Below are 15,798 nucleotides of genomic sequence, written 5' to 3'. Positions count from 1 at the left end.
AGGGAAATGGTGGGCGGTACTGGGATCGAACCAGTGGCTTCCACCGTGTGAAGGTGGCACTCTACCGCTGAGTTAACCGCCCGGGAGAGAGACGCGTAAGACGTCGCGGGCGCCATTTTATCAGTAACCCGCAGAGCTTCCAAATTGTCCCAGAAGATCACCATCATCGGCGCCGGCATCGTCGGCGTCGCCACCGCTTCGTACCTAAAACGCGACGGACACGACGTCACCATCGTCGACATGCGCCCGCCCGGCGAGTATTGCTCGTTCGGCAACGCCGGCATCCTCAGCCCCGGGTCTTGCGTGCCGCTCGCAACCCCCGGCATCCACTGGAAAGTGCCCGGTTATCTCGCGGACCCCATGGGCCCTCTGATGATCCGCTGGGGCTATCTGCCCAAGGCGGCGCCGTGGCTGCTGCGCTTTCTCGCCGCGGCCAATCCGAAGCGCGTCGAGGCCATCGCCGACGCGCTCCGCCCTTTATTGAGGCAGACCTTCGACGCCTACGAGCCCTTGGTGGAGCACGCGGGCGTCACCGATCTCATCCGCAAGACGGGCTACGTCGTCGCTTATGAAAAGCGCGAGGCGCTGAAAGGGGACGCGCTGTCGTGGAAGCTGCGGCGCGATCGCGGCGTCATCGTGGAAGAGCTGGACGAGGCGGGCATCAAATCGCTGGTGCCACAGCTCAACGGCCGCTACGAGGCCGGGCTGTACCTGCCCGAGCAGGGTTTCGTCGCGAATCCGGAGCGCCTCACCAAGGCGCTCGCCGCGCAGTTCGTGCGCGACGGCGGGGTGCTGCTCCAGCGCGAGGTGCGCGACATCGAAGTGGGGCCCGACGGCCCGCGAGCGCTCCTCACGAACGACGGCCGCGTGCCGGTCGAGACGCTGGTGATCTGCGCCGGCTCTCACTCCAACGAGTTCACCTCGAAGCTCGGCGACCGCGTGCCGCTGGAAGCCGAGCGCGGCTATCACGTCACGTACTCCGATCCGCGCTATACGCTGCCGATGCCGATCATGATGCCCGAGCACAAGTTCTTCATCACGCCGATGGAGATGGGTCTGCGCATCGCGGGCCAGACCGAGTTCGCCGGGATACACGCCGAGCCGAACTACGCGCGCGCCGACATCCTCGACAAGCACATGCGCCGGATCTTCCCGGATATCAGCAAGGCCGACGCGACGAAATGGATGGGACGCAGGCCCTCGATGCCCGACTCACTGCCGGTGATCGGGCGCGCGACGAAGTTTCAGAACGTCTACTACGCGTTCGGCCACGGGCACGTCGGGTTGTGCAGCGGCGCGCCGACGGGACGCCTCGTCGCGGAGCTGATCGCAGGGCGCACGCCGAACATCGACGTGACGCCGTATCGTCCGGATCGGTTCTGAGCCCGTCATTGCCGACGCGCAACAGCGCGAGCTGTCGGGAATCCATTTTCAACGTTTTTTTTCAACGTCAAAATGAATTCCCGCCTTCGCGGGAATGACGTCCGTTTCACTTCCTCCGAGGCGCTTTCTTCTTCGCGGACGAAGCACGTCTGGCCGACGGCGCCGCGCGCTTTTTCGCGCTCCTGGTCTTCTTGCCGGTGTCGCGGCGCTCCGCCCTCGCGTTGGCGCGACGCGTCGACTTTTTGGCGGCAGCGCGCACTTTCTTCTTCTTCGCCGGCCGTTTCGCCGGCGCGGTGCCGGTCGCTTTCTCCACCACGCCGACGATCGCCTTGCGCGCGCGCTTGAGCAATCGCTTGGCTTCGGTCGCGATCGAAGGCTCGGCCTTCGACGCGGCCCGCCTAGTGCCGACGGCGGGCTGGGCGCCGACCTTCACGCGCTCGCCCCTCCGCGCCGATTCGAGGATGGCCTCGAGCACCGCCACGCCGTGCTCTTCGTGCCCGCCGGGCGCCGCGAGCGCGCGCCCTTCGCTCACCGCGTCGGCGAAATTCTCGAGCTCCGCGCGCTCGGTGCTGGTCTCGGGAAAGGTCGCGATCTGCGGCCGGTGGTGCGTGAGCAGGTTGTCCGGATCGACGTAGCACACGCGCATCTGCCACGTGGTCAGGTGCTCGACGTCGCCGACCTCCACCCAGCCTCGCGAGCCGAAGACCTGCATGCGCCAGGTCTCCGCGGTGGCGATCACGGTGCCGAGATACGCCGTCGCGCCGCCCTTGAAGTCGAACAGCATGGAAGTGGTGTCGTCGATCCCGTATTCGAGCGCGATGCGCTTGCTCTGCGCGTAGACGCTGTCGACCTCCCCCGCGAGGTACAGCATCGCGTCGACCACGTGCACGCCGCGGCCGGTCATGCCGCCGCCGGGACCTTCCTCGCGCTGCTGGCGCCAGTGCTCTTTCGGAAAACGATAGACGCTCGGTCCGCAGAAGTTGCCTTCGATGTGCAGCAGCTTGCCCAGGGTGCCGTCATCCAGCATGCGGCGGACCGCCTGCAGCGCGGGCTGGAAGCGCCAGTTGTAGCCGACGCCGACGGTGACGTTGCGTCTCCCCGCCTCGCGCAGCGCCTCGCGCGCGTCGGCCGACGTCAGGGTGAAAGGCTTCTCGGTGAAGACGGGCTTGCCGGCCGCGACCGCCGCGCGGATCTGCTCGGCGTGCACGGTGTGCGGGGTGGCGAGCACGATCGCGTCGATCGCCGGGTCGGAGAGCACCGCGTCGAGGCTCGAGTGCAGGGCGATGCCGTTGCGCTCGGCGTATTCGCGCGCGTTCTCGGGATGGCGGAGCACGCCGGCGACGAACCGGATCTTCTCGCTCTTGCCCTGCACGCTGTTGACGAGGTTCTGTCCCCATCGGCCGAGGCCGACGATCGCTGCATTGATCATTTCTTCCCTTTCGCAGTGCGCGGAGTTGGAGCCGCTATACTAAACGCACTCAGCGCGTCCGCCCCAGGCGCCCTACGAGAAGGCGTCTCGAATCGAGACGCGACCTGCAAGGAAGAAGAATGCGATTCGAGGTCGGCGTCGACATCGGCGGCACCTTCACCGACGTCGTGTGCCGCAGCGCGAGCGGCGACATGAAGCTCGTGAAGATCCCCACCACCCGGGACTATCCCAGCGCCGGCGTGTTGCGCGCGGTCGAGCACATGGCGCGCGAGTGGGACGTCCATCCCGGCAGCATCGCGCGCTTCGTCCACGGCACGACCGTCGCGACCAACGCGGTGCTCGAGCGCAAGGGCGCGCGCATCGGGCTCATCACCACGCGGGGCTTTCGCGACGCGCTGGAGATCGGCCGCCAGAGCCGGCGCAACGTCTACAGCGTCATGCTGAAGCCCGAAACCCCGGGCTTTCTCGCGCCGGGCGCGCTGCGGCGCGAGGTGCCTGAGCGCTTGTCGGCGCGCGGCGAGGTGCTCGTGCCCCTCGACGAAGACGCGGTCAGGCGCGAAGCGCAGGCGCTGGTCGACGCCGGCGTCGAGGCCATCGCGATCTCGTTTCTCTTTTCCTTCCTCGATCCCGCGCACGAGCGCCGTGCGGCGGAGATCGTGCGCGAAGCGCACCCCGATCTGATGGTCTCGATCTCGTCCGAGGTCGATCCGGCGTTCCGCGAGTACGAGCGCACGTGCATCACCGCGTTCGACGCGTATCTGAAGCCGGTGATCGACCGCTATCTCGCGAGCATGGAGAGCGATCTCGCAAAGAGCGGTGTCGAGGCGCCGCTGCAGATCATGCAGTCGCGCGGCGGCGTGGCATCGTCGCGCGTGGCGCGGCGGCGGCCGGTGCGGCTCTTTCTCTCCGGACCCGCGGCAGGCGTCATCGGCGGTCGCATGGCCGGAGAGGCCGCGGGCGCCGGCGACGTCATCACCATCGACATCGGCGGCACCAGCGCGGACATCGCGCTGATCAGCCGGGGCGAGCCGCTGATCGCGGCCGAAGGCGTGCTCGACGGCTACGCGGTGCGCGTGCCCATGGTCGACGTCAACGCGATCGGCGCGGGCGGCGGCAGCATCGCGTGGCTCGATGCGGCGCGCTCGTTGAAGGTCGGGCCGCACTCGGCGGGCTCCGAGCCGGGCCCTGCGTGCTACGGCAGGGGCGGGGAGCACGCGACCGTCACCGATGCGTCGCTCGTGCTCGGCTACATCGATCCGACGTACTTCGCAGGCGGCACGATGACGCTCGACCCGAAGCTCGCGTGGACAGCGATCGAAGACAAGATCGCGGGGCCGCTGGGCATGAGCGTCGAGCAGGCGGCGCTCGGCATCCATCGCGTGGTCAACGCGAACATGGCCGAGGGCATCCGTTTCGTGTCGGTGAAGCGGGGCGTCGATCCGCGCGGCTACAGCCTGGTGCCGCTGGGCGGCGGCGGCCCGGTGCACGCGACCGCGCTCGCGCGAGAGCTCGGCATGAGCCGCGTGATCGTGCCGCTGCATCCGGGCGTGCTGTCGGCTTCGGGGCTGCTCGCCGCGCCGGTCGAGCATGAGGCTTCGAGCGCGTACTCCATGCCGCTCGCGCAGGCGAGCATCGGCGCATTGCGCGAAGCGTTCGCGGCGCTCGATGCGCGCTGCGGCGAGCTGATGGCGACCGAAAGCGTGCCCGTCGAATCGATCGAGCGGCGCTACTATGCCGACGTCTGTTACGTCGGCCAGTCGTACCACCTGGAAGTGGCGGTCGACCTCGAAACCGATGCCCTCGACGCGCTGAAGCAGAAGTTCTACGCGGCGCACGACCGCGTCTACGGCCACAGCGTCGAAGGTGCAGTGCAGTTCGTGAACCTGCGCGCGGTGCACCAGGCGCTCCAGTCGCAGTCCGCGGCCGAGCCCCTGCATCCGAGCGCCGCCGGCGGTGCGGCGAAGAAAGGCACGCGGCGCATCCTCACCGAGCTCTCGGGCGGTTTCGTCGACGCGGGGGTCTACGAGCGCGAGCGTCTCGCGCCGGGGACGACGTTCGACGGTCCCGCGATCGTCGAGCAGGCCGACACCACCACCGTCGTCGAGCCCGGGTGGCGCGCGCACATCGACGCTCACGGCTCGCTGATTCTCGATCGTCATTCCCGCGAAGGCGAACGTCGTCATTCCCGCGAAGGCGGGAATCCACTTTGACCTTAACCCAACCATGAACACCGCCACCCGCACCGAGCTCGTCGACCCGATCACCGCCGAAGTGATCCGCAACAAGCTCGAAGGCATCGCCAACGAGATGGAGCTCACGCTGCTGAAGAGCTCGTTCTCGCCGATCGTCAAGGAAGGCCTCGATACCTCGGCGAGCCTCTTCACCGTGAACGGCGAGACGCTCGCGCAGGCGTGCGCGATACCGGTGCATCTCGCGACGCTGATCCCCGCACTGAAGAGCATGGTCGAGAAGTTCCCGCTCCACACCATGACGGACGGGGACGCCTACATCCTCAACGATCCGTACTGCGGCGGCACGCACCTGCCCGACATCGCGATCATGACGCCGGTGTTCCACTCGGGCCGCGTGATCGCGATGAGCGCGACGATGACGCACCACGGCGACGTCGGCGGCTATTCGCCGGGATCGCTGCCGCCCGGATCGACCGAGATCTACCAGGAAGGCCTGCGGCTGCCGGCGCTCAAGTTCCGCGACGCCGGCGAATACAACCAGACGCTCGTCGACATCCTGCGCCAGAACAGCCGGCTGCCCGACACGCTGATGGGCGACCTCAACGCGCAGCTTGCCGCGTGCACCGTCGGCGGGCGGCGCCTCAAAGCGCTCGCCGACCAGTACGGCGCGGAGTTCCTGATGTCGGTGTTCGACGATCTCCTCGATCGTTCCGAGACGATGACGCGAGCAGCGCTGCGCGCGATTCCCGAAGGCACGTATCGCTACGTCGATTACCTCGACAACGACGGCATCACGCTCGACAGGCCGGTGCGCATCGAAGTCGCGGCGACGGTGCGCGACGGCGAGATCGCGTTCGATCTCACCGGCACCGATGCGCAGCTCGAAGGACCGCTCAACTGCGTGCCTTCGGGCTCGCAGGCCGCGGCGTATTTCGCGGTGCGCGTGCTGACCGACCCGACCATACCGACCAACGGCGGCTGCTTCCGTCCGGTGAAGCTGGTGCTGCCGAAAGGCTCGCTGGTGAACCCGGAGGAGCCGGCGCCGGTCAACGCGCGCACGTCGACGATCAAGCGCATCGCGACGTGCATGGTCAGCGCGCTGGCCGAAACGTTGCCCGATCGCGTGAGCGCGCCCGCCGCAGGCACGCTGCTCGTCGTCGCGTTCGCAGGCAAACGCGCGAACGGCGAGCGCTTCATCAGCGGCGAGCTCATCGCCGGCGGCAGCGGCGCGGCGCGCGGGCTCGATGGGGTCGACGTCGTCGACACCGATGCGAGCAACTGCATGAACCTGCCGGCGGAAGCGCTGGAGATGGATGCGCCTCTGAGGCTGCATCGCGTCGAGCTGCGCCGCGATTCGGGCGGCGCAGGGGAATATCGCGGAGGACTGGGCGTCCTGCGTGAGTACGAAGCGCTCGCCGACGGCATCTCGTTTACGCATCGCGGCGAGCGCCATTACAGCACCGCGCCGGGGCTCGCCGGCGGCTCGCCGGGCGCGTCGGCGCATTCGATCATCCGCCGCGCCGACGGCCGCGAGGAAGTGATCCCCTCGAAAGTGCTGACCGTGCTCAACAAGGGCGACCGCGTGATCGTGCAGACGCCGGGCGGCGGCGGTTACGGCGATCCGAAGCGGCGCGCGGCTGTGCGCGACGACGTCGCCAACGGCAAGGTCAGTGCGGCCGCGGCGCAGGATCTCTACGGCGCGTGAAGATGCATCCGCCGTCGGTCTGGAACACCACCGCCCATCCCGTCCCCCAGCTTCCGAGCCTCGACCGAGACATCCAGACCGACGTCGCGATCATCGGCGCCGGCTACACCGGCCTCGCGGCAGCGCGCCATCTCGCGCGAGCGGGTGTCGCCTGCACGGTGCTCGAAGCGCACGACGTCGGCTGGGGCGCGAGCGGCCGCAACGGCGGCATGGCGGTCTTGCGTTACAAGAAGCCGTGGTCCGTGCTCGCGCGCGAGCTCGGCCGCGAGCGCACGCGCACGCTCTACCGGCTGCTGCACCAGGCGCTCGATCTCCTCGAGCAGACCGTCGATGAATTCAGGATCGACTGCGGCTTTTCGCGCTGCGGCCACATCACCGCCGCGAACGGCAAAGTCGCGCTCACGACGTTGCAGGCCGACATCGAGTGGCTGAAGAGCGAAGGCGATACCGCGCCGCGGCTCCTCGATGCGCGTGAGACCGCGGAGCTGTCGGGGACCGATGCCTATATGGGCGGTTATCTCGATCCGCGCGCGGGCGGCGTGCATCCGCTCGACTACGCGCGAGGTCACGCGGCGGGACTCGCTTTGAGCGGCGTGCCGATCTACGTCGGCACGGCGGTGACGAGCCTGCGCGAGGAGAGCGACGGTGTGGTGCTCGAGACGACCGGCGGCACGGTGCGAGCGAAGCAGGCGCTGGTCGCGACGAACGCTTATACCGAGCTCCATCGCTACGGCACCGACCTCGCGGAGCGCGTCGTGCCGGTGTCGACGTCGGTGCTCACGACGGCGCCGCTCGCCGGCGAGGTCGCTCGCGGCATCCTGCGCGAGGGCCATCTGGTTTCCGACACGCGGCATCTGCTCAACTACTTCCGGTGGGCGCCCGGCCGACGGCTGCTCTACGGCGGGCGCGGCTCGCTCACCGGCAAGGAGTCGCCGGACGTGTATCGCGGGCTCGAGGCAAAGCTCCGCGCGACATTTCCGGCGTTGCAAGACGTCGCGATCGACCATCGCTGGTCGGGCAAGGTCGCGGTGACGCTCGACGACTTTCCGCACGTGGGGCGGGTGAGCCCGCGCATCGCCTATGCGATGGGCTACGGCGGTCGCGGCGTCGCGCTGACGAACCTGTTGGGGAAGCTGCTGGCGCATCTCGCGCTCGGCGACCTCATCGACGCCGGTGCGATGAACGGCAGCGGCTTCAGGCGCGTGCCGCTGCACGCGTTGCGCATTCCCGCGATGAAAGTCGTCGCCGTCTATTACGGCGCGCTGGACGCGGCTCGCGTCTAGATCGTCACTGCACTTTGATGTTGGCTTGTTTGATCACCTTCAGCCACATCTTCTTCTCGTTCTGAACGATGTCGTGCAGTTGCTCGGGCGTGCTGCCGGCGGGATCGACGCCGTCGCGCGAGAGACGCTCCTTCACATCGGGCAATGCGAGGATGCGGACGAGCTCGCGGTTCAGCCGGGCGACGATCGGCTTCGGCGTCTTCGCCGGCACGAACACGCCGTACCACGAATCGACGTGAAAGCCGGGCAGTCCCTGCTCGGCGATCGTCGGGATGTCGGGTGCGGCGCTCGCGCGCTTGAGCCCGCTCACGCCGAGCGCCTTGATGCGGCCCGCCTTTACATGAGGGATGGCCGGCAGTAACGGGCCGAAACCGAGCTTCACTTCGCCGGAGATGAGCGCAGGCAGCGCCGCGCCGCTGCCTTTGTACGGCACGTGCGTGAGCTTGATGCCGGCCATCGAGGACAGCAGCTCGGCGGTGAGGTGGTTTGCGCTGCCGACGCCCGAGGACGCGTAGTTGATCTCGCCGGGTTTCGCCCTGGCGAGCGCGATCAGCTCTTTGACGCCCGACGCGGGCAGCGAAGGATGCGCGGCGAGGATGCTCATCGAGCCGCCGAGCGTCGACACCGGCGCGAAGTCCTTGTCCGGATCGAAGCCGATTTTCTGGCCGAGGATCGGTGCGATCACGAGCGGTCCGCCGGTGCCGAGCAGGATCGTGTGTCCGTCCGGCGGCGCATCCGCGACGATGTCGGCGCTGACGTTGCCGCCCGCGCCGGCGCGGTTGTCGACGATCACCGGCTGGCCGAGCGATTCGCCGAGCTTGCCGCCGACCACGCGTGCGATGGTGTCGCTCGGCCCGCCGGGCAGGAAGCCCACGACGAAGCGTATGGGACGTGTCGGGTATTTCGCGTCCGCAGCAAACGCAGGCACGGCAGTGACTGCGATCGTAAGTGCCAGGATCCTGTTTTTCGTCACCGCCTTATCCGTCACCGCTTCACCCCTCACTGTTTTCTTCACTCCAGCACGATACCCGCGTCCTTCACGAGCTTCGCCCAGCGCACCGCGTCGTCCTGGATCAGCTTCGCGAACTCGGCGCGGCTGCCGGTCTGCGTCTCGATGCCCTGCGACGCGAGCCGGTCTTTGACTTCGGCGGTCTGGATCGCGCGCTGCGTCTCGGCGTGCAGCTTGTTGACGATCGCCGCGGGCGTCTTCGCGGTGATGACCAGTCCGTACCAGACCGGCACGTCGTAACCCTTGAGCGTCTCGCCGATGGTCGGCACGTCGGGCGCGGCGGGCGAGCGCTTCGATCCCGTCATCCCGATCGCTTTCAGCCGGCCCGATTTCACGTGCGGGATCGCCGCGAGCGTGGGCAGCATCGCGATCTGGATCTCGCCCTGGAGCACGCCGACGATGTTCGCGGCGGCGCCTTTGTACGGGATCGGCGAGAGCTTTATACCCGTCATCACCGCGAAGAGCTCCCCCGCGAGGTGGTTCGTCGAGCCCATGCCCGAATGGCCGAAGCGCAGCGCGCCCGGCGGCTGCGATTTGCCGTAAGCGACGAGCTCCTTGACGTTCGACGCGGGCGTGGACGGGTGCACCACCATCATCGTCGTGCCGAAGCCGATCAGCGATACCGGCGCGAAGGCTTTGATCGGGTCGAACGGCGGCTTCTTCTTGAAGTTGGGGCTGATCGTGATCACCGGCTGGCCGAGGTACAGCGTGTGGCCGTCGGGGTTGGCGTTCGCCGCGAGCTCCATGCTCAGCACACCGCCGGCGCCGGGCCGCCCGTCGATGACGACCCGCTGGCCGAGCTGCTCGCCGAGCTTCTCGCCGGTGACGCGTGCGACGGTGTCGCTCACTCCGCCGGGCAGAAAGCCGGTGATGAGTCTCAAGGGCCGCGAGGGATAGTTTCCTGCATCCTGCGCCGCGGCCGACATCGCCGCGCAAGCGAACGCTGCGCCGAGCAGCTTCGAAAACATCGTCACATGGATCTCCCCGGTTATTGGTGTGCCGTCATTCCCGCGAAGGCGGGAATCCATTCGACGCGACAGCGTCGTCCTGGCGAAAGCCAGGATCCATTTTGACTTTTAAGGCCTCAATCCACCTTGGCGCCTGAATCCTTCACGACCTTTCGCCACTTCACCAGCTCGGACTTGATGAGCGCGCCGAACTGCTCCGGCGTGCTCGACTGCAGATCGATGCCCTGTGCGACGAAGCGCTGGTTCATGTCCGGTTCGGCGAGGGCGCGCGCGATCTCGGTGTTGAGCTTCGTCAGGATGGGGCGCGGCAGGCCCGCGGGCCCGAGCACCCCGTACCACGGCACGGCGTTGAAACCGGGCACGGTCTCCGCGATCGCGGGAAGGTCCGGCGCCTGCGGCGAGCGCTTCGCGCTCGACACCCCGATCGCCCGCAGCTTCCCGGCGCGCACGTGCGGCATCGCGGTGAGCATGTTGCTGAACATCATCTGCACGCGGCCGGCGGTCAAATCCAGCAAGGCGGCGGCGTTGCCTTTGTAAGGCACGTGCACGATGTCGATGGCGGCGGACGTCTTCAGCAATTCGCCGGTGAGATGCGTCGGGCCGCCGTTGCCCGCCGAAGCGAAGTTGAGCTTGCCCGGATTGGCTTTGGCGTACGCGACGAGGTCTTTCACGTCTTTCGCCGGCACCGAAGGATGGATTACCAGCGCGAGCGGCAGCGTGGCGATCAGCGTGATCGGCGTGAAGTCCTTCACCGGGTCGAAGGCGAGACGAGGGTAGAGCGTCGCGTTGATCGCGTGCGTGCCGACGTGACCGATCATCAGCGTGTAACCGTCCGGCGCCGACTTCGCGACGAGCTCCGCGCCGATGTTGCCGCCCGCACCGGGCCGATTGTCGACGACGAACTGGTGGCCGAGGCGCTGCGTGAGCTTCTCGGCGACCGCGCGCGACATGAGATCGGTCGGTCCCGAAGGCGCGAACGGCACGATCCACCGCACCGGGCGGTTCGGGTAATCGCCGCTTTGCGCCGCGGCGGTGACGCTGACGAAGGCTGCACAGAGCGTTGCGAGCAACGGAGTGAGGCGCATGCGCGCGGGCTTTCGCAATCTCCGTGCCATCAGACCGCGTCTTCCGCGACCGCGCCCGACCACGGCGAGAGCACGTCGCTCACGCCGTAATGCGCGCCCCCGTTCGGATCGCGCAGCACCGAGCTGGGGCAGGCGTAGTTGGTCGGATACACCACGAGCTCGGTCTCGACGGTGGGGAAGGCGTCGGCGAGCGCGGCCTTGATCGAATCGGGCAGGCGCGGATCCACGCTCACGGTGTCGCCGCCGCTCGCGTCGATGCGCGGCTGATGGAAAGCGTCCTCGAGCGACATGCCGTGATCGACGAGAAACGACACGATCTGATAGGTCGCCGGCATGATCTTGCGTCCGCCCGACGCCCCGAGAGCGAACCACGCCTTGCCGTTCTTCCGCGCGATCATCGGGTTCATGTTGGTCAGCGGACGCTTCCACGGCGCCAGGTAGTTCGGCGATTCCGGCCGCGGGTCGAACCACATGATGCCGTTGTTCATGAGGATGCCGCTCTGCGGCAGCACGACCTTCGAGCCGAACACCGACAGCAGCGTCTGCGTGAGCGCGACCATGTTGCCTTCGCGATCGACGACGTTGAGGTGGGTCGTCGTCGAAGGATCGCGATGGTCGCTGGTCTCGCCCATCGTGGAGAGCCGCTCGGCGTAGACCTCGCGCAGCACGCGCGCATAGGCGAGGAACGCATCGGCTTTCGGCCCGCCGCCCGGGAGCTTGACCTCCGACAGCTTGGACAGTGCGCGCGCCATGGTCGGTCCGGCGCTCAAGCCCGGCGCGAGCGCGAGCTGCGCGCCGCGATACTCGACTTCGAGCGGATCGACGATACGCGCCTGGTAGCTCTTCAGGTCCTCGAACGAGAGATAGCCGCCGAGCGCCCGGATGTCCCTGGCGATGCTCTGCGCCACTTCGCCTTCGTAGAAATCGCGCGGGCCGGCCTCGGCGAGACGGCGCATCGTTCCCGCGAGGCCCTCGAGCATCAGGCGGCCGAGCGGGGCCCCCGCGGCGGTCACCGGCGGATAACCGTCCGGCAGCCACACGTCGCGTGTCGACGGATAGCGCGCGAGCTCCTTCGCCATCGTCGCCACCTTGAGCGTGAGATACCAGTCGACCGCTAGCCCCAAGTCGGCGAGCGCGATCGCCGGCTGTATCACTTCCGAAAACTTCTGGGTGCCGAAGGTCTCGAGCGCGAGCGACAGGCCCGCGACGTTGCCCGGCACCGCGATCGACATCGGCCCGTGCACGTTGCGGTCGTCCTGCACCGTCGGCCAGGTGAAGAGATCGCTCGTGAAACCGCCGGTGAGCGGGTAGTCGGCAGGGTTCAGCCCGCGCGGGGAGATCGGCCCGAAATCCACGACCCGGACGCGATTCTCCCTGGCGAGGTAGACCATCATGAAGCCGACGCCGCCGAGGCCGCTGTTCCACGGCTCGACCGCCGCGAGCGCGAGACCGGTCGCGACCGCCGCGTCGACCGCGTTGCCGCCGGCCTTGAAGACCTTCGCCGCGGCGAGGCCTGCGACGCGGTTCTGCGTGGCGATGATGCCGCCGCGGCTTTGCGCAACAGGCTTGCGCACGTGCCAGTTCTGGACGAGGTGTTGGAGCATGGAATCGCGCCGATGATCGCTGAGGGAAGGTTGATGATAGCAAAGCTATAATCGATCGCATGAGCAAGCTCATCGTCTGTCTCACCTTCGATTTCGACGCGATCTCGGGCTTCATCTCGCGCGGTCAGACCACGCCGGGCTGGCTGTCGCGCGGCGAGTTCGGGCCGCGCGTCGGCGCGCCGCGCCTGCTCGGGCTGTTTCGCAAGTACGGCATCGAGACTTCCTGGTACGTGCCGGGGCACACCATCGAGAGCTTTCCGGACCAGGTGAAAGCGGTCGTCGACGCCGGCCACGAGATCGCGCATCACGGCTGGACGCACCGGCCGCCGGCGAGCCTCACGCGCGAGCAGGAAGAGGAAGAGCTCGTCCGCGGCAACGAAGCGATCAAGCGCATCTCGGGGCAGTACGCGCGCGGCTATCGCTCGCCGTCGTGGGATCTCTCGCCGCATTCGGTCGAGCTCATGTTGAAGCACGGCTTCGTGTACGACAGCAGCATGATGGGCGACGACTACACGCCGTACTACGCGCGGCAGGGCGACGCGATCGAGCTGCTGTCCCCGCCGCGCTTCGGCGACAAGAGCGCGCTGGTCGAGATGCCCATCCACTGGTCGACCGACGATTCGCCGCACTTCGAGTTCGTGCGCACCGAGCAAAGCCTGCGGCAGGGGCTGAGGAACGCGCGCGAGGTCGAGGACAACTGGATCAACGACTTCCTCTACATGAAGGACGTCGTGAAGGACTGGGGCGTGCTCACCTACACCTGCCATCCGTTCATCATCGGCCGCGGCCACCGCATCCTGATGCTCGAGCGGCTCATCCGCCGCCTGAAGGACGAAGGCGCGGCGTTCCAGCGGATCGACCGCACGGTCGAAGAGTTCAAAGAAAGATAATTCCCTCCCCCTCGGAGGGAAGTATATACTTGACAAAGACGGCCTCCGGTCTCATACTTCGGCCATACCTGAGAAAAACCATGGCCGAATACTCCTTCAAAGAACCCCGTTTCCACGACGCCGAAGCAGCTCGCACTTACCTTGAGGGCATCCGCTGGCCGAACGGTCCGGTATGCCCGCACTGCGGCGCGTTTGAGCGCATTTCCAAGATCGAGGGCAAGTCGGCCCGCCCCGGCCTGTATCAGTGCCTTGAGACCGAATGCCGCCAGCAGTTCACGGTGACGGTCGGGACCGTTTTCGAGCGCTCCAAGATCAGCCTTGATAAGTGGGTCTTTGCCGCCACGCTCATGGCGTCCAGCAAGAAGGGCATTAGCTCCAAGCAGATCGAGCGCATGTTGGGCGTGACCTACAAAACCGCGTGGTTCATGACGCATCGCCTGCGCGAAGCCATGAAGCATCCGGCGAGCATGTTCGCGCCGAGCGGCGGCACTGTGGAGGCGGACGAGACCTACGTTGGCGGCAAGGAAAAGAACAAGCACGCCCATAAGCGCACGAAGGGCAACATCGGCGGCACCGGCAAGCAGATGGTGTTCACGCTCGTTCACCGCGAAACCGGACAGGTCCGCTCGTTCCACCTGCCTTCCGTCAACGCCAAGAACCTCAAGCCGGTCCTTGAGTCGCAGATCAATTGCGCCATTACCAACTTCCGCACTGACGGCGAAGGGCAATACCGCATCCTCGCGCCGATGTTCGCGAGCCATGAAGCAGTGAACCACGGTGCCGGTGAATACGTGCGTGGTGACGCCCACTGCAACACCGCCGAGGGTTTCTTCTCGATCCTCAAGCGCGGCATTGTCGGCACGTTCCACTTCGTCAGCGAACAGCACTTGCAGCGCTACGTGACCGAGTTTGACTTCCGCTACAACCACCGCCAGGTCAAGCGCAAGATCGACGGCAAGACCGTTCTCGTCGGCCCCACCGATATCGAGCGCACCGAAACGCTGCTCAAGCAGGTCCACGGCAAGCGCCTGACGTATCGGCGGACTCGTGGGGCAGAAGAAAACTCTAAGACTGGCGCTCATTGATCTGCTCCGCCGGATCGCGGCGCTGGATGTAACGGGGCATTGGATTCAGCTAGGCCTTGATTGGGGAGATCATGGGGAAGATCGCTGACGCAATTCGTGGCCTTGGCCTGCCGCAACAAAAGCAGGCGCAAATGCTGCGCCTCGATAGGCAGTTTGAAGAGCTGGAAGCGAAGGTGAAGATTCTCGAAACGGAGAACCAGGCCCTTCAGGCGCAAGTTAACCCTCTCAAACGCGAAGTCGAGCGGCTGAAGCAGCAGCAGGAGCGCGAGACCGCGAAACGCGCTCAAACGCCGACCTTCAATGAGGAGGCCAAGGCAATTGTGCAGTTCCTTGCGCAGGGTCATCAGCGGCCTACCCTGCAAGAACTGGCTTCGCAAATGAACGCTCACCCCACGCGCGTAGAACACTTCCTGAACGAACTGTGCCGCACGGGACATGCTCAATATCACGAAGGCATCGGGGGCCTCGTCCCCCCAACTTACAGCTTGTCTCCGCTGGGGCAGGCGTATGCAGTTGAGCATGGATTTGTTTGAGCCTCCGCGCATCCTTAGGGATTTGGAGCATTACCCGGAAGAGGCGGTCATTGTTGGACGCCTTCTCGCCGGTTACTCCGATGTGGAAGTTATGTTGCTGTACTGCGTGGAGCACGTTCAACACGATTTTGGTACGGCTGTGAAGGTTATGTATCGAGCGCGGGGAGAGACACAAAGGATCGATGTTGCGGACGCGTTGGCGCGCACGCATTACCATCGACATCGCCTTGGAACCCGATTTGAGATGGCTATAGGGGCGCTTAGGCACTGCCTGAAAATCCGGAACCAATACGCGCACTGCGCATGGTTTCCGGAAATGGAAGGCGTGAAGAGGCTCGGGTTCGTGAATCTGGAAGAGACCGCCCGCGAGTACGGCGCAGTGAACTTTAAGATGAATGTTCATTACCTCGACCTTGCACTGTTACATGCTCAGCACGCGTTCTTTGATCGAACGATGGGGCTGTTCCTATGGCTTGGTCGGGAGGTGCAAATTCGCGAGGGGAATGAGACAAAAAACCCTCATTCATGGCCAGCAGAACTAAAGCTGCCGGACCTGCACATTCCCTAGGATCGATATACGCGCCCATGCTCCTGCCGATGAGAACCGCCATGGCGCGAAGCAATGGCTCGGG

13 protein-coding genes and 1 tRNA gene are annotated in these 15,798 nt (G+C 66.4%); 8 read left to right on the top strand and 6 right to left on the bottom strand.

Translation table 11 applies throughout. The features are described from left to right. Positions 1 to 7 precede the first annotated feature (7 nt). Positions 8 to 82 (bottom strand) — tRNA-Val (locus VHP37_03165). Between the two features lie 62 nt (positions 83 to 144). Here VHP37_03165 and VHP37_03160 point away from each other — a divergent pair. Next, positions 145 to 1,383, top strand: a complete 1,239-nt coding sequence (locus VHP37_03160) for an FAD-binding oxidoreductase (GenBank protein HEX2825320.1) — start codon at positions 145 to 147, stop codon at positions 1,381 to 1,383. Positions 1,384 to 1,489: 106 nt separating this feature from the next. Here the strand turns inward: VHP37_03160 and VHP37_03155 are convergent, their stop codons facing one another. Beyond that, positions 1,490 to 2,812, bottom strand: a complete 1,323-nt coding sequence (locus tag VHP37_03155) for a Gfo/Idh/MocA family oxidoreductase (protein ID HEX2825319.1) — start codon at positions 2,810 to 2,812, stop codon at positions 1,490 to 1,492. A gap of 119 nt (positions 2,813 to 2,931) precedes the next feature. Here VHP37_03155 and VHP37_03150 point away from each other — a divergent pair, with 119 nt between their 5' ends. Genes VHP37_03150 through VHP37_03140 form a run of 3 tightly spaced genes read left to right on the top strand, consistent with a single transcriptional unit; the run spans position 2,932 to position 7,992 of the window. Continuing rightward, the gene (locus VHP37_03150) at positions 2,932 to 5,022 is read left to right on the top strand and encodes a hydantoinase/oxoprolinase family protein (GenBank protein HEX2825318.1); all 2,091 of its coding nucleotides are present in this window, start codon (positions 2,932 to 2,934) and stop codon (positions 5,020 to 5,022) included. A 13-nt stretch (positions 5,023 to 5,035) separates the two neighbouring features. Further along, positions 5,036 to 6,709: a hydantoinase B/oxoprolinase family protein gene (locus tag VHP37_03145; protein HEX2825317.1), complete on the top strand. Its 1,674-nt coding sequence runs from the start codon at positions 5,036 to 5,038 to the stop codon at positions 6,707 to 6,709. Between the two features lie 2 nt (positions 6,710 to 6,711). After that, entirely contained in the window at positions 6,712 to 7,992 is a 1,281-nt protein-coding gene (locus VHP37_03140) for an FAD-binding oxidoreductase (protein ID HEX2825316.1), read from the top strand. A gap of 4 nt (positions 7,993 to 7,996) precedes the next feature. Here the strand turns inward: VHP37_03140 and VHP37_03135 are convergent, their stop codons facing one another. The 4 genes from VHP37_03135 to VHP37_03120 form a co-directional block, all read right to left on the bottom strand. Continuing rightward, positions 7,997 to 8,965 (bottom strand): tripartite tricarboxylate transporter substrate binding protein, encoded by a 969-nt coding sequence (locus tag VHP37_03135; GenBank protein ID HEX2825315.1) that lies wholly within the window; start codon positions 8,963 to 8,965, stop codon positions 7,997 to 7,999. 38 nt (positions 8,966 to 9,003) lie between these two features. After that, positions 9,004 to 9,969, bottom strand: coding sequence for a tripartite tricarboxylate transporter substrate binding protein (locus VHP37_03130; GenBank protein HEX2825314.1), 966 nt, complete (start codon positions 9,967 to 9,969; stop codon positions 9,004 to 9,006). Positions 9,970 to 10,085: 116 nt separating this feature from the next. Further along, positions 10,086 to 11,084 carry a tripartite tricarboxylate transporter substrate binding protein gene (locus VHP37_03125; GenBank protein HEX2825313.1) on the bottom strand — a complete coding sequence of 333 codons (999 nt, stop codon included), beginning with the start codon at positions 11,082 to 11,084 and terminating at the stop codon, positions 10,086 to 10,088. After that, positions 11,084 to 12,658: a gamma-glutamyltransferase gene (locus VHP37_03120; GenBank protein ID HEX2825312.1), complete on the bottom strand. Its 1,575-nt coding sequence runs from the start codon at positions 12,656 to 12,658 to the stop codon at positions 11,084 to 11,086. The genes VHP37_03125 and VHP37_03120 overlap by 1 nt, the downstream gene beginning before the upstream one ends. A 59-nt stretch (positions 12,659 to 12,717) precedes the next feature. On the opposite strand from VHP37_03120, the gene VHP37_03115 reads away from it, so the two are divergent. From VHP37_03115 to VHP37_03100, 4 genes are all read left to right on the top strand, one after another. Next, positions 12,718 to 13,548 carry a polysaccharide deacetylase gene (locus VHP37_03115; protein HEX2825311.1) on the top strand — a complete coding sequence of 277 codons (831 nt, stop codon included), beginning with the start codon at positions 12,718 to 12,720 and terminating at the stop codon, positions 13,546 to 13,548. 80 nt (positions 13,549 to 13,628) lie between these two features. Then, positions 13,629 to 14,633, top strand: coding sequence for an IS1595 family transposase (locus tag VHP37_03110; protein HEX2825310.1), 1,005 nt, complete (start codon positions 13,629 to 13,631; stop codon positions 14,631 to 14,633). Between the two features lie 71 nt (positions 14,634 to 14,704). Further along, positions 14,705 to 15,166 (top strand): hypothetical protein, encoded by a 462-nt coding sequence (locus VHP37_03105; protein ID HEX2825309.1) that lies wholly within the window; start codon positions 14,705 to 14,707, stop codon positions 15,164 to 15,166. Then, positions 15,153 to 15,734 carry a hypothetical protein gene (locus tag VHP37_03100; GenBank protein HEX2825308.1) on the top strand — a complete coding sequence of 194 codons (582 nt, stop codon included), beginning with the start codon at positions 15,153 to 15,155 and terminating at the stop codon, positions 15,732 to 15,734. Before VHP37_03105 ends, VHP37_03100 begins: the two co-directional genes overlap by 14 nt. Positions 15,735 to 15,798 lie beyond the last annotated feature (64 nt).

Source organism: Burkholderiales bacterium, from assembly GCA_036262035.1.
Lineage (GTDB): Bacteria > Pseudomonadota > Gammaproteobacteria > Burkholderiales > SG8-41 > JAQGMV01.
The sequence above is the reverse complement of the archived record's forward strand: the minus strand, read 5'-3'. Positions and strand labels throughout refer to the sequence as shown.